Origin of the sequence: Bacillus glycinifermentans, assembly GCF_001042475.2 — a bacterium.
GTDB lineage: Bacteria > Bacillota > Bacilli > Bacillales > Bacillaceae > Bacillus > Bacillus glycinifermentans.
In genome coordinates this window covers 37,247-57,913 of record NZ_LECW02000045.1, presented here as the reverse complement: position 1 = coordinate 57,913, position 20,667 = coordinate 37,247, and the positions used below count along the sequence as shown (strand labels likewise).

The 20,667-nt window shown below is 44.9% G+C and carries 21 protein-coding genes and 4 tRNA genes; 5 read left to right on the top strand and 20 right to left on the bottom strand.

Going from position 1 to position 20,667, the window contains the following annotated elements:
• Nucleotides 1-288: 288 nt before the first annotated feature.
• Entirely contained in the window at nt 289-630 is a 342-nt protein-coding gene (locus AB447_RS19755; protein ID WP_224990875.1) for a lactococcin 972 family bacteriocin, read from the bottom strand.
• 827 nt (nt 631-1,457) lie between these two features.
• Between AB447_RS19755 and AB447_RS19750 the strand changes: the two genes are divergently transcribed.
• Complete coding sequence (locus tag AB447_RS19750) at nt 1,458-1,649, top strand: hypothetical protein (protein WP_048354513.1); 192 nt, start codon at nt 1,458-1,460, stop codon at nt 1,647-1,649.
• A gap of 694 nt (nt 1,650-2,343) precedes the next feature.
• On the opposite strand, the gene rlmH is transcribed toward AB447_RS19750, so the two are convergent.
• The 17 genes from rlmH to AB447_RS19670 all read right to left on the bottom strand — a co-directional run bounded on the left by rlmH (nt 2,344) and on the right by AB447_RS19670 (nt 15,482).
• Complete coding sequence (rlmH, locus tag AB447_RS19745) at nt 2,344-2,823, bottom strand: 23S rRNA (pseudouridine(1915)-N(3))-methyltransferase RlmH (RefSeq protein WP_048354512.1); 480 nt, start codon at nt 2,821-2,823, stop codon at nt 2,344-2,346.
• 80 nt (nt 2,824-2,903) lie between these two features.
• On the bottom strand, nt 2,904-3,062 hold the full coding sequence (locus AB447_RS25480; RefSeq protein ID WP_082142448.1) for a CxxH/CxxC protein: 159 nt from the start codon (nt 3,060-3,062) through the stop codon (nt 2,904-2,906).
• 185 nt (nt 3,063-3,247) lie between these two features.
• Nucleotides 3,248-3,523, bottom strand: coding sequence for a hypothetical protein (locus AB447_RS27050; protein WP_241494789.1), 276 nt, complete (start codon nt 3,521-3,523; stop codon nt 3,248-3,250).
• Between the two features lie 544 nt (nt 3,524-4,067).
• Nucleotides 4,068-4,550, bottom strand: a complete 483-nt coding sequence (locus AB447_RS19735) for a GNAT family N-acetyltransferase (protein WP_048353864.1) — start codon at nt 4,548-4,550, stop codon at nt 4,068-4,070.
• A gap of 11 nt (nt 4,551-4,561) precedes the next feature.
• Complete coding sequence (locus tag AB447_RS19730; RefSeq protein ID WP_048353863.1) at nt 4,562-5,032, bottom strand: membrane protein; 471 nt, start codon at nt 5,030-5,032, stop codon at nt 4,562-4,564.
• 189 nt (nt 5,033-5,221) lie between these two features.
• Nucleotides 5,222-6,067 carry an SAM hydrolase/SAM-dependent halogenase family protein gene (locus AB447_RS19725; RefSeq protein ID WP_048353862.1) on the bottom strand — a complete coding sequence of 282 codons (846 nt, stop codon included), beginning with the start codon at nt 6,065-6,067 and terminating at the stop codon, nt 5,222-5,224.
• Nucleotides 6,068-6,288: 221 nt separating this feature from the next.
• Nucleotides 6,289-7,500, bottom strand: coding sequence for a S1C family serine protease (locus AB447_RS19720; RefSeq protein WP_048353861.1), 1,212 nt, complete (start codon nt 7,498-7,500; stop codon nt 6,289-6,291).
• A gap of 81 nt (nt 7,501-7,581) precedes the next feature.
• Nucleotides 7,582-8,376: an MBL fold metallo-hydrolase gene (locus AB447_RS19715; protein ID WP_048353860.1), complete on the bottom strand. Its 795-nt coding sequence runs from the start codon at nt 8,374-8,376 to the stop codon at nt 7,582-7,584.
• Nucleotides 8,377-8,390: 14 nt separating this feature from the next.
• Nucleotides 8,391-9,233 carry a two-component system regulatory protein YycI gene (locus tag AB447_RS19710; protein WP_048353859.1) on the bottom strand — a complete coding sequence of 281 codons (843 nt, stop codon included), beginning with the start codon at nt 9,231-9,233 and terminating at the stop codon, nt 8,391-8,393.
• Nucleotides 9,220-10,584: a YycH family regulatory protein gene (locus tag AB447_RS19705; protein WP_048353858.1), complete on the bottom strand. Its 1,365-nt coding sequence runs from the start codon at nt 10,582-10,584 to the stop codon at nt 9,220-9,222. The genes AB447_RS19710 and AB447_RS19705 overlap by 14 nt, the downstream gene beginning before the upstream one ends.
• Nucleotides 10,574-12,418, bottom strand: a complete 1,845-nt coding sequence (gene walK / locus AB447_RS19700) for a cell wall metabolism sensor histidine kinase WalK (RefSeq protein WP_048406233.1) — start codon at nt 12,416-12,418, stop codon at nt 10,574-10,576. Before walK ends, AB447_RS19705 begins: the two co-directional genes overlap by 11 nt.
• 7 nt (nt 12,419-12,425) lie before the next feature.
• On the bottom strand, nt 12,426-13,133 hold the full coding sequence (yycF, locus tag AB447_RS19695) for a response regulator YycF (RefSeq protein WP_048353857.1): 708 nt from the start codon (nt 13,131-13,133) through the stop codon (nt 12,426-12,428).
• Nucleotides 13,134-13,517: 384 nt separating this feature from the next.
• Nucleotides 13,518-13,590: transfer RNA gene (locus tag AB447_RS19690), tRNA-Phe, on the bottom strand.
• A gap of 10 nt (nt 13,591-13,600) precedes the next feature.
• A tRNA-Asp gene (locus AB447_RS19685) sits at nt 13,601-13,677 on the bottom strand.
• A gap of 90 nt (nt 13,678-13,767) precedes the next feature.
• Nucleotides 13,768-13,839, bottom strand: a tRNA-Glu gene (locus AB447_RS19680).
• A gap of 8 nt (nt 13,840-13,847) precedes the next feature.
• Nucleotides 13,848-13,923: transfer RNA gene (locus AB447_RS19675), tRNA-Lys, on the bottom strand.
• 266 nt (nt 13,924-14,189) lie between these two features.
• On the bottom strand, nt 14,190-15,482 hold the full coding sequence (locus AB447_RS19670) for an adenylosuccinate synthase (RefSeq protein WP_048406234.1): 1,293 nt from the start codon (nt 15,480-15,482) through the stop codon (nt 14,190-14,192).
• A 255-nt stretch (nt 15,483-15,737) separates the two neighbouring features.
• Here AB447_RS19670 and AB447_RS19665 point away from each other — a divergent pair, with 255 nt between their 5' ends.
• Complete coding sequence (locus AB447_RS19665) at nt 15,738-16,004, top strand: holin (RefSeq protein WP_046129415.1); 267 nt, start codon at nt 15,738-15,740, stop codon at nt 16,002-16,004.
• Between the two features lie 18 nt (nt 16,005-16,022).
• Here the strand turns inward: AB447_RS19665 and dnaB are convergent, their stop codons facing one another.
• Complete coding sequence (gene dnaB, locus AB447_RS19660; protein WP_046129416.1) at nt 16,023-17,387, bottom strand: replicative DNA helicase; 1,365 nt, start codon at nt 17,385-17,387, stop codon at nt 16,023-16,025.
• Nucleotides 17,388-17,517: 130 nt separating this feature from the next.
• Nucleotides 17,518-17,736 (bottom strand): hypothetical protein, encoded by a 219-nt coding sequence (locus tag AB447_RS19655; RefSeq protein ID WP_048353856.1) that lies wholly within the window; start codon nt 17,734-17,736, stop codon nt 17,518-17,520.
• A 144-nt stretch (nt 17,737-17,880) separates the two neighbouring features.
• Here AB447_RS19655 and AB447_RS25475 point away from each other — a divergent pair, with 144 nt between their 5' ends.
• The 3 genes from AB447_RS25475 (at nt 17,881) to nagA (ending at nt 20,665) form a co-directional block, all read left to right on the top strand.
• Entirely contained in the window at nt 17,881-18,012 is a 132-nt protein-coding gene (locus AB447_RS25475; RefSeq protein ID WP_082142450.1) for a YycC family protein, read from the top strand.
• 68 nt (nt 18,013-18,080) lie between these two features.
• The gene (locus AB447_RS19650) at nt 18,081-19,286 is read left to right on the top strand and encodes a CynX/NimT family MFS transporter (protein WP_048353855.1); all 1,206 of its coding nucleotides are present in this window, start codon (nt 18,081-18,083) and stop codon (nt 19,284-19,286) included.
• Between the two features lie 179 nt (nt 19,287-19,465).
• On the top strand, nt 19,466-20,665 hold the full coding sequence (nagA, locus tag AB447_RS19645; protein ID WP_096891961.1) for an N-acetylglucosamine-6-phosphate deacetylase: 1,200 nt from the start codon (nt 19,466-19,468) through the stop codon (nt 20,663-20,665).
• Nucleotides 20,666-20,667 lie beyond the last annotated feature (2 nt).

Sequence of the window (20,667 nt, the reverse complement as noted above, 5' to 3'; positions counted from 1 at the left end):
TACTTCTGGGACAATTGCTCCCGCATCGACACGGTAGTGGGCGATAAGACAAGCTAACTTGTTTGGTACTCCAAACAAAAATCCAGTATGTCCTTACCAAAATAAAAGCAGTGCCTCTCTCGACAATAACGGCCAGCGGAAACCCGATTTAATAGGTAGGGATGATTGTTGTCAGCAGTGCAAGGAGTGTAAACAACTCAGCCCGCGTCATCCACTATAGAGAGACCTCCCAGAGCTTTCTAGGACTCACCATGTTAGCCCCGTTGACAGCAACCGTTTTCTCTTTGATTAGTTGGTGCGATAGTAGTAACGCCCCTTAAGACCAGGTGAGTTTATGGCTCCGACATAGGCATTAGAGTAGCGGCCCGCAGCCGTATCAATGCTTCTATTCGTTTTATCCACTTTTCCATCGATGAGCTTTTGCACTGTCGAGCCGTGGACCTTTGTCGGGTGGTTGTACTCAGAACGGAGCCCGGCGTTTACGAATCCATACCTCCATGTTCCACCTTCCGATGGGTACTGGTAGTGATAACCCGGATTCACCCATGCAAATGAAGGCACCGTAGCGCCTCCCACCAAAGCGATGGACATTGTCAACACGGCGAGCGTCGCTTTGATTGTTCGAGTCAAAGGTTTCCTCTTTTTTTTCTCATACAAATGATTTTTCATTATTTCATTCCTCCTCATTCATTCGACTAATAAATTTGCTCTATAAGTTAGTTTGTCACCGCCCACATACCGTGTCGATGCGGGAAGAGTTTTTCCCTCGTTTGCGGTGCCATGATCATGACTCCTCTTTGTCACTAGACATCAATTTTTTCCTCCATGACCAACCCTCGATCCGAGGTCATTTGGTCACGACTTGTCCACTTAGACGAAATACTGTCACCTAGCATTTTGATCACCTCCTCAATACCCTAATGGCTGGCAAGCACTGTCCTTTACTGCATTCGGTTAGTGACCGAATGGCAGGTGCATGTCAGGAACCTCCTAATCTGTTAAAAGACCTATTTTTTTCAGTTTGAATTAGTCAGAAAATGAAAGAAGAAGAACAAAAGCAAGTCACCAAATTCAAATCTTATCTACCTAAACAGGGTGTATTATGCTGACTCCTGAAGATCATCTGATCCGGTTAGCCAGTGAGACCGTGGACCGTGTGGATCTATATAAAATCATTCAGAAATACTCCGAATGTGGAGGAACGCGTACAATCCGCCTATGCTGTTTAATTTATGGTTTTATATATATCACGGGTGTTTCACCTTCCGGAAAATTCAGACGGCTATCCTTAAATCCGTTCACTGGTTGTCAGAGGGGAGCATCGTGGTTTTCACACTATCAACGATTTTCGGAAAAGCAATCTGGATGTGTTCCAAAATTGTTCAAGCAAAACAGATAAATCGTTATGTAAGCAGATAAAATGGTAAACTCAGCGTTTCGAAAAAGAGGTCAAGCAGATGGTGGAAGAAGTCAAAGAAGCGGATGTCAAAGATGAAGGACTGCTCTCTCTTTTCCCGAAGACGATCCGCCACAAAATTCAATATCGTAGAAATCGGCTTGCAAAAGCCAACGCGGCATTACAAGAACTGGAAGAACGGACACCTGAAGAAAAATCGCCAACGCTACAAAGATCAAATCAATTTTACTGATTAGCGTCCCATATCATGTCTCCAAAAGCCTATAATTCACAAGTCGGTGTTGAAGGCATATGATTTGCCCTAGAAAAGAATAACAGCAGCAGCGGCCGGATGATTTGGGACAGTGTCCTGGATAATATCGAGACAAAACAGGTGAAACGCCAAACAACTACTGCGGATGCCAGACACTATAGTCCTGAAAACACCCTGCCAAAGAAACAAATCAAACAAGATACCTAAATGAGAGCAAACAAACGAAGACTCCATATGACAAAAGCAGTTTTCATTTGGGTCCTGGGACCCTAACACTAACTCTCTTTAACTCAAATTAACTATTTTTATAATAATTGTAAAACAAAACCGATTCAAGAGGTTTCCTGATTTTTTAAAAAATTCGGTCTAAATGTCTTAGATTTGTTAAAGTAAAAAACTCTTAGAAGATATCAGAATGGATAATTAGATTATTTTCCCTTTTTATTATATAAAAAATGAAAATTTACATTCCTATCTTCCTTTAAATGCTTAACCGATTCAGAAAATTGTAGACCGTTTTAATGTATTCTTAATGTAGCAAATTGTTGGGGATTTTCTATTTGTATTTGAAAGGAGTAAAAAAAGACAAGCCTAATTGCCTGTCTCCTGAGAAATTGTAATGTTTCTTCTATTTTTAAGGTAATAATGATAAGCTCAAATTTAAAATTTTCCATCACTTATGATAAGGCTCCCCCCGATTAATCCGAAACGCCCGATAAACCTGCTCAAGCAAAACCAGCCGCATAAGCTGATGCGGAAATGTCATCCTCGAAAACGATAACTTCTCATCCGCGCGTTTCAGTACGGCATTGCTCAACCCGAGCGAGCCGCCGATGACGAATGTCACCTTGCTCTTCCCATATGTGGTGAGTCTATCCATATTATCGGCTAATTCTTCCGAGCTTTTCATTTTTCCTTCGATCGCTAGGGCGATGACGTGGGCGTCGGGGCTGATTTTGGAGAGGATTCGGTCGCCTTCTTTGTCTTTGACGATTTTCATGTCCTGGTCGCTCAGGTTTTCCGGCGCCTTTTCGTCCGGGAGTTCGATGATGTCGACTTTTGCGTATGCGGAAAGCCGTTTTATGTATTCGTCGATTCCTTGTTTTAAGTATTTTTCTTTTAGTTTTCCGATTGCTACGATTGATATATTCACAGGTCATCCCCACTTTAAGAACAAGTTATTCATATATTTTATCCACAATTGTGGATAAAAGTTGTGTATTTAGTGTCCGATCATTCGTTCCCTACTATATATACTGCTGGCTTTTCGCACAATTCACAGGTTGTGGATAAACTGTGCGTATGTTCGATTTTTCTGATTTCAGGTGCTAATTCTTCTTCGTCTACATACATGTCAATGACGGTTTCAATGTGTTCCTCACAAGACTTCATGAGTGTACCTCCAATATTGATTCATTAGGCTCTTTTTTAAAAGGCTATATATTCAATATACCCTATTTATTCACATGTTAATAGGTGTTATGCTTCTATAGTTGATTTATCCACAAGGACACTCGAGACTTCTGGATAACTAAAAAAAGCATCGGCCTCCTCAGCCAATGCTTAAATTTCTTCTGTTATGCCGTTTCTTTTGCTGTTAGATCACTTGAGGCGTGTTTATTCACAATATGCTGCAAATACCAAATGTGAAAAAAGAAAGTAAGCCATCCGTTTACCGATTGATTTGGAAGCTGTTTTTTCAATCCATTCCGGATTTTAAAGCTGCTGATGATACTTACGATCGTAAACAGCAAGAAGCCGAACTCGCTTAAAAAACTGTCCTCCGGATTCAGCGGAAGCAGAAAAGGATTGTTTTCAAAAGGCAAAATGTCTCTGAACAACAAACTTTGCATAGTTGTTATAGATGCTATCCAAAAATACTCCAAAACCGAAAAAACAAATAATAGCACAGTTACTTTTATGAAAACATAAGGAAGCTTTATGTGAAGACGTTCAAATGCTTGTCGTCGCGACAGAAACCAATATGGAATATACATTCCAATCGTCACGATCGTTAATAAGATTGTATATCCAACCCGAATTTTCGGAAATTCTGCTGATTTTTGTTCCGCATTCATTATAAAATCCACTTCTTTCGGTCTTTTTATCCTTTGTATGTATACATTTCCACTTTCAAAAGGTACTATAAAATACCCGAGAAATCAAAACTGCGATTTGCAATTCCCAGGTTTATTTTCGTTATTTATTGAATCAATCGAATAAACAGAGCCTTCCTTACTAGTTCTTATTTCTTATTTATTTTCAAAGAATGTTTGTGAACAGGTCGTTTTTCTGCAGAAAATAGGACTAAATAACTATTTTTCATTCCTGTATCAATTTTTCTCCCAATCAAAACAGAAAAAAGATCAAAGCTATGTCAGCCTTGATCCTTCTCTTTTACAGCCGCTTACTCATATTCAAATCAGTAACTTCAAAATTCATCTTCTCATATAAGCGCCTTGCCGTTTTATTATGGGCAAATACGTGAAGGGACAGCTTCTCGATTCCCAGCCTTCTGGCCTCTTCTTCCAAAGCCAAGAGCGCCTGCCGCCCGTTCCCATGACCGCGATACGCTTCATAAAGGCCAAAATCATAAATAAACGCTTCTTTCTGAGGATGATGCGGGTCGGCATAAACCCAAAGCCATCCGATGACATCCTTGTTTTCGTTGATAATCGAGAAGAGGCGGTGGTTGGTGCTTTCCTTTCCGTTCGGCAAAAGCTTTCGAAGCTGTTCTTCCGCTTTCTCTAAAGCCTCTGCTAGCGTCCATGTGCCGGCTTTTACTTTTTCCATGGCGTAGTGTTCGATTGAATACGATCGGTAGGCTGTAAAATCTTTGTCTGACATGGGGGTTAAACCCACTTTCGATTTCTTTAACATTTTGTTCACTCCTATGATGCCCTCGTGATATATGCATGTTTCGGTTCGGACATTTTGTTGATTCGGTGCTGTATGTATAAAATGTTCAAAAGGAAAGCGAAAGCGGTTCCTTTGGCGGGTTCATCTCCGGACACCTTATTGACGGCTGCCGTCACTGAAAGCGCACAATAGATGTGAACGCCTGCGGATAGGATCATGATGATTCTCTGCAGCAAAATAAAAAGGCTGTAGTGCATATCAGAAAATGCAAAGGGTGCTGTAATTCTTATTGGAATTGAAAATAAATAATAAAATATAATGACTTTTAGTGTGGTGTATGGAATATCAGGACTAGGCAGAAGATCGAGAACTTTTTTCCGTGAAAGAAACCAGTACGGAATATACATTCCCAAGGTGACAAGACATAATACTAAAACGGACATGATACTTTTGCTTTTCATACCGGACAGCGCTTTCATCGCCATCATTTCATTGTGGTTCATCTAGGATTCCTCCGGGTATTGAGTTTTCCAGCAAACGAATATTCTTAATAACGCACACTCCATCAATATATCGGTTTTCACAATTTTAGACAATAAGTCTTATGCACTAAGACAGCTTTTGTACTATTTTCGACATAAATCCCCGGCTTATATGAAAAAAACAATCTGAATTTCTCCAGATTGTTTCGTCTACCCCGCTTTGCGAATCGAAATCCGCCAATCGATTCCGGTACCGATATGGTGCGTCTCAGCGAAAGAGCCCTGATTGATCGCAACGCCTAAATTGTCCAGCGAATTCACATAAACGAGCGGTTCGCCCACAGGTATATCAGCAAAAGAGCGCCCAAAGACGATGGTTTGCCGATATATCTCATTGATACCGTGAGTGATGACGACTTCTAAAACATCCCCATAGCGGATGTCTAAATTGCTGAAAAGTCCGCGGCTGATATTGGTCCAAAGGTTTCCGAAGCGTATATCCAAAATATCGATAGTGCCCGCAACCCAATCGTTATCGATATAGGCTTCCATGACAGGGAGTTTGATGAGGGAATCGGGGGATACCTCCGGGCCGATCTGGTCGAAGCTGATTACGCCTGACGCAAGCCTTGCGCCTGTGTATGCGTAGATGTCGCGGCCGTGAAACGTGTGCGATTCTCCGGAGTTTGGCAGCCTGTTCAATACCTCGTCGAGATGGCGCGCTTCGGCAATGCCGTTTTTCTGTACGACATGGGTAAGCGTGCCGTTATCCGGGGTAATGATATATTGATTTGAAGACGCCCTGACTGCCACGCTGCGGCGCTCCGAACCGACGCCTGGATCAACGACGGATACGAATACGGTTCCTTTCGGCCAGTAGGAAACCGTCTGCAGCAATCGGTATGAAGCTTCCCAAATGTGAAACACAGGAATATTGTGCGTTACATCGAAAATCCGGATCGAACTGTCAACCGAATAAGCCACTCCGTACATCGCATTGACAGCCCCGTCGTCAATGCCAAAATCCGATTGTAAGACCAACGCATTCCGACTCATTCTATCTCCCTTTCCGTTCCGATTTGTCAAAAATATTAAAATCATCATACAGCAGGCGAAAATGAAACGCAATACGACTGCATGTCCGTTTTTTCCATAGTAAGAAAACTGATATTTAATTAATCAAAATCGTTTTTTGGCCTTTTGACGAAATTCCTCAGCCGTTTCATAATGGACGCATACGAAAAACAGCCTGGCTGCACAGGCCAGACTGTTCATGGTTAGCTCCCCAATTTGGATCGCGTAAGCTTCACTTTTGCCGTTTTTACTTTTCCGCGGTGGTAATACTTGAATGTCACGGTGTCGCCGACTTTTTTTGTATAGAGCTTTTTGCGGAGATCGATGATATCGTACACCCGCTTGCCGTCAAATTCAACGATGACATCAAGGCCATTTAGCCCGGCTTTTGCGGCCGGAGATAATGCCTGCACGCTCATAACCACGACGCCCGATGTTACGTTTGTCGGCAGTTTAAGGGTTTCCTGCCAATGGTAGCTGGCGATGTCGCCGAGCGACTTCATTTCGATTCCGAGATACGGACGTCTGACTTCGCCGTATGTTTCCAGATCGTTGATGACCGGGATCGCAAGGTTTGCCGGGATGCTCAATCCGATTCCTTCAACGGCGCTTTCGGCGATTTTCATCGAGTTGATGCCGATCACTTTCCCGTCAAGATCAAACAGCCCTCCGCCGCTGTTTCCCGGGTTAATCGCCGCATCCGTTTGCAATACTTCCGCATTCCAGTCCGGCTGGCCGTCATCGTCTAAATCGACCGGAACGGCACGCTCTGTTCCCGAGATGATTCCTTGTGTGACAGAGCCCGAGAATTCGAGGCCGAGCGGGTTTCCGATCGCTATGACCGGTTCACCTGTTTTGACTTTATCTGAATTTCCGAAATCGGCAGCCGATTTTATTTTATTGCTTTTGACTTGAAGAACGGCAAGATCCATCAGCTTGTCGCTGCCGATAAGCTTTGCCGGAATTCTGCTTCCGTCCTGCAAGCTGACTTCGAGTTGGGTTGCGCCTTCGATGACATGGTGGTTTGTCACGATATGGGATATGCTTCCGTTCTTTTTGTATACCACGCCGGAACCGGTTCCCGCTTCACCTTTTTCATCCCAGACACCCGTTTTTTGAATGTTGATGACGCCGACGACCGAATCAGACACTTTAGAGACCAGTCTTGTGACATCAGTATTTACATTGACCGAGACATTGCGAACGGCTCCGCCTTGTCCTGCCGCCTGACTTCCGTCCGGTTCGGCCACTTGGAGGTTGTACGGCAAAAATCCCTGCTGTGAGAGGTACGGCAGGGCAAACACCGTTAACAAAGCACCAATCACGGCGCCGACGAGGCTAGAAAACAAAAAGGTTCTCCAGTTTCTCTCCGGTTTTTCGCGAACGTATTTTTCATCATCATGATTAAACTCCACTATATTCAATCCTTTCAAGGAACGATATATGTATATAGTGTGGTTCACAAACAGTGAGATTAATCATTGATTCCGAAAAATTTATACCGCTGCAAGAGGTGTCGGTTTTTTTGGATCGGTATCATATAAATCAAACGTTTCGCCTGTAATCAGGCCTTTTGCAGCAAGGGTTTGCTGCACTGACATTCTTGCGAGTTCCTTCATGTTGTTATCCTGGCTTAGATGGGCTAAGTAGATGCGCGATGTCTCATCACCGATGACGTCTGTCATCGCAAGCGCTGCGTCCTCATTTGATACATGGCCGACATCGCTTAAAATCCGCCGTTTAATATTCCACGGATAGCGGCCCATTTGCAGCATGCCGACGTCATGATTGCTTTCAAATACAAAAACGTTGGCCGACCTGATGATGCCCTTCATTCTATCGCTCACATAACCCGTATCCGTAATAAGCGCAAGCTTTCGCCCATTGTAATGAAACACATAAAACATCGGCTCTGCTGCATCGTGGGATACGCCGAACGATTCGACATCAAGGGAGCCGAACGATTTTACCGTTTCCATCGGGAACACGAATTTTTGGCCGGTATCGATATTTCCGATGTGCCCTTCCATCGCCTTCCATGTCTTTTCATTCGCGTAAACGGGCAATTCGTATTTTCTTGCCAGCACGCCCAGTCCTTTAATATGGTCGCTGTGCTCATGCGTGACAAAAATACCGTCAAGCTTGTCCAAGCTGCGGTCTATCTGAGCCATCAGCCCTTCGATTGCCTTCCCGCTAAGTCCTGCGTCTACTAAAAAAGCGTGGTCTTCGGTTTCCAAATAAAATGCATTTCCCGTACTCCCGCTCGCAAGTACGCTAAATTGCAGGCTCATGGTTTCTCACTCCATTATGATTTTTCCTTTGTCTCCTGTGACTGAAGAACGGCTCCATCCCGTGCATCAATGATAAATTCTTCATATATTGCGCCGTTGTCAGATTTGCGCTGTACTTCGATCCGCCAAACCGGTACGAAAATTTGTGCGCTTGCAAGAGGATATTGCGTGTAATATCCAATCTCGGCGGTTTTAATTTTGCTGTTAGGCTTAAGAAAATCAGGATAGTATAAAGCTTCAACCGCTCCGACAGCAGAAATCAGGTTTTCAGTTTTGACTTCTTTTATTTCTTTCAGCATCGACTGTTTGTACTTAACGACTTCATTTTTATCATTGTAAAACAAAACAACTTCGCCTATTTCATTTGCGGCATTATCTTTTTGGTTCTGAAAAATGTAGTCCCCTTTATACGTTTGAAAGAAGATGATCTGTTTTTGCGACTTATCGATTTTCCAAAGCCTATACTTGCTTCCGTCCAGTAATTGCTCGTTCACAATTTCCCTGGCCTTCGTCTCCATGTCCTCTTTCGGCAGAAGGATAGGTTCTTCAAATCCCATCTCAATTTCAGTGAGGGAGTCTCCTTTTGACATGTCCACTAAAGGCTTTTGTCCTTTCAGCGATTTAATCTCGCTCGTTTTAAACACTTTTTTTTGTGCTGAAATCGAAGCGCCTTTCTGTGATTCCTTGGACAAGCTGTCATAAGTTATATGATCGGCTTTCATATCTTCCTGGAGCGTCGATTTTTCTAAAATCGGGAACTGGTTTTTGGTGCGCTTATCAAAATATTGAAAAGCCAAAAAGATATCAAGGATAAGGAAGACGATAATGAAGATTGTTTTCGTTCTATTCCACTCCATTTGCTTCGTCCTCCTTCACCGCTTCATTCTCCTTGGAAACGGGCTGTACTGTGCCGTTTATTTTAATGCACCACGTCGGCACCAGCTTGACAACCGGGTCTTGTTCTTCAGACACCGAGACCATTTCGTAAGCAGGGAAAATTTGTTCAATGCTGTCAAAATTGTATTCATCATGCCCTTTCAAGTACTCGATTAATTCCTTGCCGTTCATGATTTCTTTGCTTTTTTTGCTGAGAGGGTTTGAATTTGCCCCCAGAACATAGTTTGGATGCTTATAATCCAATATGTCATTATTGGCCCAGCGCAGATCGATGGATGTCGTTCCAAACGGCTGGCTTTGACTATTGACGACCGGCAGCTGATCCATGTAAAGGTAAAAACTGATCTGCTGATTCTCATTTAAGCTGAAAAACTGGTAATCATCTGTCCAGCTTCCGGTATCGTTTAAATATTTAAAGCTTTTATTAATCAGCTCTCCATTTTCATAGGATGAACTCGGCTCTAAGTTGCGGTGCTGAAACTTTACCTGTCTGTTGTTCGAATAAATTTCCAAAAGGCTCGTTCCATCCGTGTAAATAGGATTGTTTAAATTCGTCTCCTGGCGAACGGTTTCAGGATCATCAAACAAAGCCTTTTTAAAACGGCTTGGGCTGATCGTTTCCGTGAAGTACTCTTTTTCGGTCAGCTGCAGCCTGTTAACAGGAAGGAGCGCATCTCTTCTCGAATTAATGGCATACGCCTTGTAGGCAGGCATACGCGATTTTTCCTTGTAGATTTCTGACACGATGTTTCGATAATTGGCCGATTCAATATCGGCTTCAACGACCGTTTCTTTGCTGAATGAAACAAAATAAATCTTTTTTGCGCCGCTTCCTTCATCAATAGGAAGGACAATCCTGTCAAAAGAGTTATATTCGTAAGAATTCGCACTCCATTTGAACAGCGGCTGCAAAACGTCAAGCGGTATGCTGTCACTGAAGACAAGATCCAATTTAGGCCCTTTGTTTGCAGCATAAAGCCAATCTTTGAACTGCTGTTTGCCAAAGTTATCTGAAATGTCTTTCAGCGATTTGACTTCCCATCGGCTCATATCATCCCACAGCTGTGTGTAAAGCGTTAAATCGTTCAGCAAATAGTGTTTTTCATTGTCATGTATGAACATTTGCTGCGGTTTAACCGCTTCGTTCAATAATTTGGTCTGATTTGTGATCGGCTGCTTATCGCTTACCTGCGCTTTGGAGTTGGAGATCTTTTCGTAATTGCCCTGGAACCCCCAAATGTTAAAGGTAAAAAGAAGACTGATCAAAACTAAAACGGACAATACTATCGTTTTAATTGTTTCACGCTTCATCCCAATCATCCTCTTTTTCTTCTTTGTACGGCAGGGTAAATGTGATCGTTGTTCCTTTTCCTTCGATGCTGTCGGCCCAGATGTCTCCGCCGTGAGCCTGCACCATTTCTTTTGCGATCGCCAGACCGAGGCCTGTGCCGCCGAGCTTTCTCGTTCTCGCTTTGTCGACGCGGTAGAAACGTTCGAAAATACGCTCCATATCTTTTCTTGGAATGCCGACGCCTTCATCTTTGACGCTGATATAAAGAAGCTCTTCTTCTTCATTCACATCGACGGAGAACGTAATATGGCCTCCCTCAGGAGAATATTTCAATGCGTTTGAAATAATATTGTCCAACACTTGTGTAATTTTATCAGGATCCATTTCGACATACAGATCTCTGTCAGGAAGATGGCTGATAAAATCGACATGCTGTTCCTTTGTCATTTCAAAACGCTCAATAATGAGAGAGAAGAAGCGGATAAAATGAATCCATTCCTTGTTGAATTGATAATCCCTGCTGTCAAATTTTGAAAGTTGAAGCAGGTCATTGACGAGCCTGATCATCCGTTCTGTTTCATTTTGCGTGACATTCAGGAAATGCGGCGCAATATTTGCATCCTGCCAAGCGCCTTCAGCCAGCGCTTCTAAATAGCTTCGCATCGTCGTCAACGGTGTTCTGAGCTCATGAGACACGTTTGCCACAAACTCTCTTCGTTCCTGGTCAATCTGTTCCTGTTCAGTGACATCGTAAATGACCGCGATTAATCCGTCGATCTTTCCGTGCTCTTTTTGTATCACCGAAAAGTTGACGCGGAGCACAGAGGTTCTTTCTTCCTGTTCGATCTCAAGAATGAGAGAATCCTGCTGTTCGACTAAATCTTCAAACGTATATTCTTTATCAAGGCCGAGCAGTGTAGTAATCGGCATTTCGAGAGCAGTTTCACGTGAAACATTCAAAAGCTCCAACGCCGGTGTATTCAATAGTATGATAGCACCGTTTCGGTTTGTCGCGATGACCCCGTCCGTCATATACGCGATAACAGAAGATAGTTTCTTCCGTTCGCCTTCCGTCATCGACTGTGCTTCTTTCAGTTCTCTCGTTAAATAATTAAAGGTCGTGGCAAGCTGGCCGATTTCGTCGTTTCCATATTTCCTGACTTTTCGCGAGAAATTCCCTTTCGCCAGTTCGATCGCCTGCTTTCGCATATCTGAAAGCGGGTGCGTAATGGTCCGCGCTACAAACACTCCCAAAAAGGCAGTGATCCCAAGTGCAAGGATCGTTCCTGAAGCTAAAATCGTATTGATCATCCGGATTTGATTGTAGACATCGTCCATTGAAGCTACGACATAAATCGCTCCGATCGTCTCTTCATTGGCTTTTTTTATCGGAGTGACGGAAATTTGGACTCTGCTGTCCCGTACCGGATCAAAAAATTTGTTTTCATATGGCTGACCGACAAGCAACGTTCTTTTTATGATGCCTTCCGTTGTCTTTTTTCCGGCTACTTCCCTGTTATACGGATTGGAAGTCGCAATGACTTCATAGCTTTTGTCAATCAGGCTGACCTCCAGAATTTTGCCTTCCTTGCTGAAATCGCTTAAAATCCGCTCAGCATCCTCCTTCAACGTTGTGGAGGATGGTGTGTCCCTGTCCTTCGTCATTTCCTGTTCAAGATAATACGACAGATTGTTAACCCGCTGATCGAGTGATTCCTTATACGTATCGAGAAGGTATTTCTCCATCGCATTGACGAAGTACACGCCGATAATTTGCATCGCGACGATAATGAGCAGTACGTATATTAACGTAAACTTGAAATGAATGGATCGAAAAAAACCGACTTTGTTCATTTGGGCATTAGTCCTGTTCCGGATTTCTCAAATAATAACCGACACCGCGTCTCGTCACAATCCAGCTCGGGTGGCTCGGATTATCTTCGATTTTTTCGCGAAGGCGGCGGACGGTGACATCAACCGTGCGGACATCTCCAAAATAATCGTATCCCCATACCGTTTGCAGCAGATGTTCGCGGGTCATGACTTGTCCGATATGTTTTGCAAGGTAGTGAAGCAGCTCAAATTCCCTGTGGGTCAGCTCGATTGTCTCATCGCGTTTTGACACAACATAGGCATCCGGAAAAATGACGAGCGATCCGATTTGGATTTCGTTTGTCGTTTGCTCTTCTTCAGCAGGCGCAGCCGCAGTCTGCCGTCTCAGGTTCGCTTTGACGCGGGCCAATAGCTCGCGGGTACTGAAAGGCTTTGTGACATAGTCGTCAGCACCGAGCTCAAGGCCGATGACCTTGTCGATTTCGGAATCTTTTGCGGTCAGCATGATGATCGGCATATCATATTTTTTACGGACCTCACGGCATACTTCCACACCGTCTTTGTTCGGAAGCATGATATCGAGAAGGATTAAATCAGGGTTCAGCTCCTCGACCATCTCAAGCGCTTCATTGCCGTCATAAGCGCAATGAACATCATAACCTTCTTTTTTCAGATTAAACTCTAAAATATCGGCAATCGGCTTTTCGTCATCTACAACAAGTATCTTTTTTTCCATTACTTATTCCTCCTGATCCAGGGTTTGTTTACAGTGTTTATATTAAGTTCATGTCGTAACATTCAAAAATAGATTTCTTATACATTATAACGTTTATGAAGCAAAAATTAAAAAAATAGTTACAAGGAAAGGATTTGGTAATATCCCCCATTGATAATGTTTCAGCTTCCGTATCACCAATTAAATTTCTGTTACTTTTTTTACTGAAAAGTGAAACATCTTTCGTTTTTAAACGTCTATATAGTAACGTCTTCTTCTTTGGCCGGCTGCTCCGGCCTCCCTTTTTTTCTCTCTCATAAACGCTCCGCTGCTTTTCAAAAAAATTTCCGTTAAAGCTTAACCTATAAGAAAAACGCATCTGCTAAAAGCAGACGCGCTTTAAAGTGGCTCGGGACGGAATCGAACCGCCGACACACGGATTTTCAGTCCGTTGCTCTACCAACTGAGCTACCGAGCCTTTATGTAAATGGCGGTCCGGACGGGACTCGAACCCGCGACCTCCTGCGTGACAGGCAGGCATTCTAACCAACTGAACTACCGGACCGTATATGTTATTTACAGTACCTGCTCCAGGAAGGAATCGTGGTCCTTCCGAAGCAAGCGGAGATTTAGCAATAATGCTAAAGTAAATCAATGACCCGTACGGGATTCGAACCCGTGTTACCGCCGTGAAAGGGCGGTGTCTTAACCGCTTGACCAACGGGCCATAGTAAATGGTGAGCCATGAAGGACTCGAACCTTCGACCCTCTGATTAAAAGTCAGATGCTCTACCAACTGAGCTAATGGCTCTTGTCGTTGTTTTCGCAACAACGAGATTTATATTATCATAGAACGAACAGAAGTGGCAATATATTTTTTTATTTTTTCTCTATTTATTTTTTCCTGCGATGATTTCCCCCGTCCCTTCGCGGTTTATGCTGACACTGCCAGGGAGCATTCATTTTCTTATCAGTGCTCAAGGCTTCGCCAAAATCCCGGGAGGCTGACCGCCTTCTCTTCTGCGAATCAACCTGTAAAAAAAACAAAGCCTCCGCAATCTGCAGAGGCTAAATCGGTTAATTCGGGCGGTAGACGCTTCTGACGACGTTTGTCTGAGAGCGGTCAGGACCGACTGAGAAAATCGAAAGCGGAATGCCTGTCAGCTGTGAGATGCGCTCAAGATAGTGGCGGGCATTCTCAGGCAGGTCACTGAGGCTTTTCGCTCCTGTGATGTCCTCAGTCCAGCCCGGCATTTCTTCATATACCGGCTCACATTCTGCCAAGGCTTTCAGGCTTGCAGGGAATTCTTCAAGAATTTCTCCGCGATACTTGTAAGCGACGCAGATTTTCACGGTTTCGATTCCGGTCAGTACATCAATGGAATTGAGAGAAAGATCGGTAATTCCGCTGACGCGGCGGGCATGGCGGACAACCACGCTGTCGAACCAGCCGACGCGGCGCGGACGTCCTGTTGTTGTTCCGTATTCGCGGCCGACCTCACGGATTTGGTCTCCGATCTCATCGTTAAGCTCAGTCGGGAACGGACCGTCTCCGACGCGGGTCGTGTATGCTTTCGATACCCCGACGACATGCTTGATTTTTGTAGGGCCGACGCCGGAACCGATCGTCACGCCGCCAGCGACCGGGTTGGAAGACGTAACAAACGGATATGTTCCTTGGTCGATATCAAGCATAACCCCTTGTGCGCCTTCAAACAGAACGCGGCGTCCGTCGTCAAGCGCGTCGTTTAAGACAACCGACGTGTCGCATACGTACTGTTTGATTTGCTGGCCGTATTCATAATATTCATCAAGAATGTCTTCATTTTTAAACCCTTCTGCTTCGTACATTTTTTCAAGCAGGCGGTTTTTCTCTTCTAGATTGCGGGCGAGCTTTTCTTCAAAAACGTCGCGGTCCAAAAGATCGGCAATGCGGATTCCCACGCGGGCCGCTTTGTCCATATAAGCCGGACCGATTCCTTTTTTCGTCGTGCCGATTTTGTTGGCCCCTTTCCGTTCTTCTTCCACCGCGTCAAGCTTCAAATGATACGGCAGAATGACATGGGCTCTGTTTGAGATTCTCAGGTTGTCTGTTGCGACATTGCGCTCATGAAGATATGCAAGCTCTGCAACCAATGCTTTCGGATCAACGACCATGCCGTTTCCGATCACACATATTTTATCTTTATAAAAAATACCGGATGGGATTAAATGAAGCTTATACGTTACCCCGTTGAATTTAATCGTATGTCCTGCGTTATTTCCACCTTGGTACCGTGCGATAACCTCTGCGTTCTCTGAAAGGAAATCGGTAATTTTGCCTTTCCCTTCGTCACCCCACTGCGTACCGACAACAACTACTGAAGACATATCCGTGCACCTCCGTTAACCTTTTCAAACGATATCAATATCAAACACATTCAGTTTATCAGTGTCAAAAGGCAAAGTCAATCGTAAATCCGAACATTTATTTTACCACTAAACATATTTGTTCGTTATTGATTTATATATTTCTTTTTTAGGAGATATTTTTTAGATAAAATCTCAAAAACTACATTTTCTTGGACAAATACACATAAAACGAAGTTTTCTTCAATATGAAATTAGTAAGGAGGGGAATGTCCAATGGAAACCGTATTGATTTTTGCATCCGTATTATCGCCCATTATTTTGGCGCTTGTCGAGCTGGTGAAAAAAACGGTAAGAGTGCCTAAAAATTTGATTCCGCTTACGTCTCTATTGATTGGTTTTCTGATCGGAGCAGCCGCATATCCGTTTACAGAACTTGAACTTGTTCTGCGATTATGGGCCGGCGGTCTGGCAGGCTTAACGGCAACCGGCCTGTTTGAGATCGGCAAGAACCGCGGAACAAGAAACAAAAAAAATCCCTAAGAAGCAATTCTTAGGGATCTATGCACCAGGCGGAACACCTGCGTCGTCAAAACGGCGCTCCAAGTTTACGAACTTATTATATTCTTTAACAAATGCGAGTGAAACGGTGCCGACCGGGCCGTTCCGCTGTTTAGCAATAATGATCTCGATAATGTTTTTATTCTCTGTTTCTTTATCATAATAATCGTCACGATACAGGAAGGCGACGATGTCGGCGTCCTGCTCGATACTTCCCGATTCCCGGATGTCTGACATCATCGGACGCTTGTCTTGACGCTGCTCAACGCCGCGGGAAAGCTGGGAAAGCGCGATGACCGGAACTTCGAGCTCCCTCGCCAGCGCTTTCAGGGAACGGGATATTTCCGATACTTCCTGCTGACGGTTGTCTTTTGATCTGCCGCTTCCCTGGATGAGCTGCAAATAGTCGATCAAAATCATGCCGAGTCCGTGCTCCTGCTTTAAACGCCTGCATTTTGAACGGATTTCGCTGACCCTGATCCCCGGAGTATCATCGATGAAGATTCCGCTGTTTGACAGGCTCCCCATCGCCATTGTCAGCTTGCCCCAGTCCTCTTCCGTCAAATTTCCGGTACGGAGATTTTGGGCGTTGATATTTCCCTCGGCGCAAAGCATCCGCATGACCAGCTGCTCTGCTCCCATCTCAAGACTGAAGATCGCGACGCTTTCGTCCGTTTTCGTCGCTACGTTTTGCGCGATGTTCAAGGCAAAAGCGGTTTTCCCGACCGACGGCCGCGCGGCGACGATGATCAGGTCGTTTCTCTGGAATCCGGCCGTCATTCTGTCAAGCTCCGTGAAGCCGGTCGGGATTCCGGTGATATCCCCTTTCCGGTTGTGAAGCTGTTCGATATTGTCGTAGGTTTGAACGAGAACATCCTTAATATTTTGAAAGGCGCCCGAGTTTTTCCGCTGGGCGACTTCCATAATCGTTTTTTCTGCTTCGCTTAAAAGGTCTTCGACTTCGTCCTCCCTTGTATATCCGTCCTGCGCAATCGTCGTTGCGGTGCGGATCAAGCGGCGGAGAATCGATTTTTCTTCCACGATTTTTGCATAATACTCTATATTAGCCGCAGTAGGCACAGAATTTGCAATATCCGTCAAATAAGAAATCCCGCCGACTTCTTCCAAAAGGCCGGTATTCGCAAGCTCTGATGTGACTGTCACCAAGTCCACAGGCTCGCCGCGGTCCCCTAGAATCAACATGGCGTTGAATATTTTTTGGTGCGACATTCTGTAAAAATCATCTGGAATTAAGACTTCAGACGCCAACGTGAGCGCGGAAGGCTCTAAAAAAACAGCACCTAACACGGCCTGTTCAGCTTCAATATTCTGCGGCGGCAGCCTGTCATTCAGAAGATCTGTCATGTTAAGCACCGTCCTCCCATTAAAAATAACCCAACGTCTATTTTATCATTTTTGCAAAAAATATAGTAGACTCTCTATTAAAATGGGCATTTTTAGAAATGGGCAGAGGAACATAACCGGTGTGGCGGCATTATTCCGCTCTTTTGTTCCAATTGTCTTTAAACAGCATGCCGACCATTACATCGGTCGCTTTCTGATACAGCTCCCATTCCTCGTAAGCGGCAAATTTCATGCGCAGCGTTTGCAGCGCGTTGCGCATATCTTTCGACTCTTCAAACGTATAAAACCCCTGCGCTCTGACCTGCTGCTCATACAATTTCTTTTTTAATGCCGATAACGGTGTGTTCATCACATCACCTCCTGTTTTATTTATATCCTTTATTTGTTTTTCTTCCAACCAACCCGTTATATGATGTTACAATGATTGTTGGGAACAATATTTACTGTTGCGTCCCTTTTTCGCTTTAGTACAATAGAAAATGGAGGACAACACATAAGACCTTTACAAATATCTGCCGAAACGGCTGAGAAGTTTTCGGAGTCTTTACATATTCCCACTGAACAAATCATGCATATGCCGCAGCATATTTTGCTTGTGAAGCTGGCCGAAACAGAGAAAGAGTAACCTTGGACCTCGTTTCCGGGTTTCTTTTTCATGTCACTTGTTTACCAGAAAGCAAAGGAGAATACACCATGCACCACATTGACGCACGACGGACCCGCATCAACAGAATCTTTCTCATTACGGGAATCATATTCATCGCTTTTAACCTAAGGCCCGCCATTACATCTGTCGGACCGCTGATCAGTTCGATCCGTACCGATCTGGATATGACAAACGGAATGGCAGGTTTTTTGACGACTTTGCCGTTATTGTCTTTTGCGATTCTTTCCCCGGTCGCTCCCAAGCTGGGACAAAGGCTGGGCAATGAAAGGACGCTCTGGATCGGTCTGGTCGTTCTTTTGATTGGAATTTTGCTCCGTTCCTACGGGGAAGCGTTCACATTGTTTGCCGGAACCGCTCTGATCGGCGTCGGTATCGCCGTCTTAAACGTTCTGCTGCCGAGCCTGATCAAACATAAATTCCCTGACAAAGCGGGAATCATGACGAGTATTTATACGACGGCCATGTCGATATTTGCGGCTTTGGCATCGGGTATCAGCATTCCCCTTTCCCACGGTTTGGACTGGGGATGGAGCGCCTCGCTCATGATCTGGGCGGGACTGGCCTTTTTGGCGATATTGATCTGGGTTCCCCAGCTCCGCTATCATGACACGGCAAACCGCACGGTTCAGTTGAAAGCAGACGGACAATCGGTCTGGCGGTCGAAAATCGCCTGGCAAGTCACATTTTTTATGGGGATCCAGTCCTTCCTGTTTTACTGCACGATCGCTTGGCTTCCCGAGATCCTCAGATCCCACGGGATGAGCATGTCGCTTGCAGGCTGGATGCTCTCGCTTATGCAGTTTGCCAGCCTTCCGTCAACGTTTTTTACCCCGGTTCTCGCCGGCCGTTTCCGCAACCAAAAAAGCATCGTTCTCGGACTCGGCATTCTTTATTTATCCGGAATGGCGGGCCTTTTGTACGGCGGCAGCCCGGCCATGCTGACCTTTTGGGTGATCTTAATCGGAATCGGACAAGGCTCGAGCATCAGTCTGGCCTTGACATTAATCGGACTGCGGAGCGAAAATGCGCATCAAGCCGCAGCTTTATCAGGAATGTCGCAATCCGCCGGTTACTTGCTGGCGGCGATCGGCCCGAGCTTTGTCGGTTTTCTGTATGATCATACGCATTCATGGAACGGACCGATCCTCCTGTTCATCGCCGCACTGATCGCCTTAATCGGGACAGGCCTTGGTGCGGGAAGAAATCTCTATATACACGCGAAAGCAGCTTAAAAAGCCGACCATCGAGTCGGCTTTTTTTACGTCGTAAAACCTGACAATAAGGAAGCCAAATGAATGATTCTGCATGATCATCATGTATAAGAAAAAATAAATTTTTGCGAATGGTCTAGACAACTAGAATTATACTATTTTATACTTATGATAACGTTTTCAAGAAAGGACTTTTGACTGTGTTGATAAAAAATTCTCAGCGCTTTATTTTTAAGCATCTTACGATTTATGGCGAAAATGAAACGATTCAAGACGGATTTCTTCTGACAAACGGAGAAAAGATTGAGGCTTACGGACCAATGGCCGATATCCCCGATTCGGCGGAGACGGCCGAGCCGCTTCAGTTTCCGGAAACCTTCAAAGTGCTGCCGGGCATGATTGACGTTCATATTCACGGCGCCAATGGAGCCGATGTGATGGACGGGACGCAGGAAGCGTTACAGACGATGGCTGAATCCCTTCCAAAAGAGGGCACGACAAGCTTTCTTGGGACCACGATGACACAGGACGCGTCAACCATCGAACGCGCCCTTGAAAATGCAAAACGGTATCAATCAGAGCAAAATCAGCCCGGTGCGGCGGAAATACTCGGGATTCACCTGGAAGGCCCTTTTATTTCGGAAAAACGCTGCGGAGCCCAGCCGGCCGATGCCATCATTTCGCCCGATCTTGCGGTATTCAAAGAATGGCAGCAGCTGTCGGGGAATAACATTAAATTAGTCACAATCGCGCCTGAGGCCGAAGGCGCTTTAGAACTGATCGCTTATTTGAAAGAGACCGGCGTTATCGCGTCAGCCGGTCACTCTGACGCGGGGCTCGAAGAAATGAAAACCGGGATAAAAGCCGGGATTTCACATGTGACACATTTATTTAACGGCATGCGGGGCCTTCATCACCGCGAGCCGGGAGTTGCGGGAAGCGCCCTTTTATATCCTGAGCTTAGAACGGAGCTGATTGCCGACGGCATCCACGTCCACCCTGCCATTGTCAAATTGACGTTCATGCAAAAACAGAAAGAAGGCATCATTTTGATCACGGATGCCATGCGCGCCAAATGCTTACAAAACGGCACTTACACATTAGGGGGACAGGAGGTTTTCGTCGAAGGCGAAAAAGCCGTTTTAAAGGACGGAACATTGGCCGGAAGCATTCTCAAGATGGAGCAGGCCGCACGGAACATGATGGAATTCGCAGATTGCGTGCTCGAGGACATCGTCTATATGACGGCGGTCAATCCTGCCAAACAGCTTCAGGTGTTTGATCGGAAAGGCAGCATTCGAAACGGCAAAGACGCCGATCTGATCGTATTAAACGAACATAACGAAGTCGTTCTCACGCTATGTAAAGGAGCAATCGCTTACAGCAAAAGGGAGGTTTGATC

Bases quoted from the DNA above. Each gene is read 5' to 3' on its own strand.
- AB447_RS19655 (WP_048353856.1), bottom strand. From the start codon at position 17,736: ATGAACACACCGTTATCGGCATTAAAAAAGAAATTGTATGAGCAGCAG.
- AB447_RS19725 (WP_048353862.1), bottom strand. From the start codon at position 6,067: ATGAGTCGGAATGCGTTGGTCTTACAATCGGATTTTGGCATTGACGAC.
- AB447_RS19750 (WP_048354513.1), top strand. From the start codon at position 1,458: ATGGTGGAAGAAGTCAAAGAAGCGGATGTCAAAGATGAAGGACTGCTC.
- AB447_RS25480 (WP_082142448.1), bottom strand. From the start codon at position 3,062: ATGAAGTCTTGTGAGGAACACATTGAAACCGTCATTGACATGTATGTA.
- AB447_RS19735 (WP_048353864.1), bottom strand. From the start codon at position 4,550: ATGTTAAAGAAATCGAAAGTGGGTTTAACCCCCATGTCAGACAAAGAT.
- AB447_RS19665 (WP_046129415.1), top strand. From the start codon at position 15,738: ATGGAAACCGTATTGATTTTTGCATCCGTATTATCGCCCATTATTTTG.
- AB447_RS27050 (WP_241494789.1), bottom strand. From the start codon at position 3,523: ATGCAAAGTTTGTTGTTCAGAGACATTTTGCCTTTTGAAAACAATCCT.
- AB447_RS19705 (WP_048353858.1), bottom strand. From the start codon at position 10,584: ATGAAGCGTGAAACAATTAAAACGATAGTATTGTCCGTTTTAGTTTTG.
- dnaB (WP_046129416.1), bottom strand. From the start codon at position 17,387: ATGACAGATCTTCTGAATGACAGGCTGCCGCCGCAGAATATTGAAGCT.
- AB447_RS19715 (WP_048353860.1), bottom strand. From the start codon at position 8,376: ATGAGCCTGCAATTTAGCGTACTTGCGAGCGGGAGTACGGGAAATGCA.
- AB447_RS19710 (WP_048353859.1), bottom strand. From the start codon at position 9,233: ATGGAGTGGAATAGAACGAAAACAATCTTCATTATCGTCTTCCTTATC.
- AB447_RS19650 (WP_048353855.1), top strand. From the start codon at position 18,081: ATGCACCACATTGACGCACGACGGACCCGCATCAACAGAATCTTTCTC.
- yycF (WP_048353857.1), bottom strand. From the start codon at position 13,133: ATGGAAAAAAAGATACTTGTTGTAGATGACGAAAAGCCGATTGCCGAT.
- walK (WP_048406233.1), bottom strand. From the start codon at position 12,418: ATGAACAAAGTCGGTTTTTTTCGATCCATTCATTTCAAGTTTACGTTA.
- AB447_RS19670 (WP_048406234.1), bottom strand. From the start codon at position 15,482: ATGTCTTCAGTAGTTGTTGTCGGTACGCAGTGGGGTGACGAAGGGAAA.
- AB447_RS19730 (WP_048353863.1), bottom strand. From the start codon at position 5,032: ATGAACCACAATGAAATGATGGCGATGAAAGCGCTGTCCGGTATGAAA.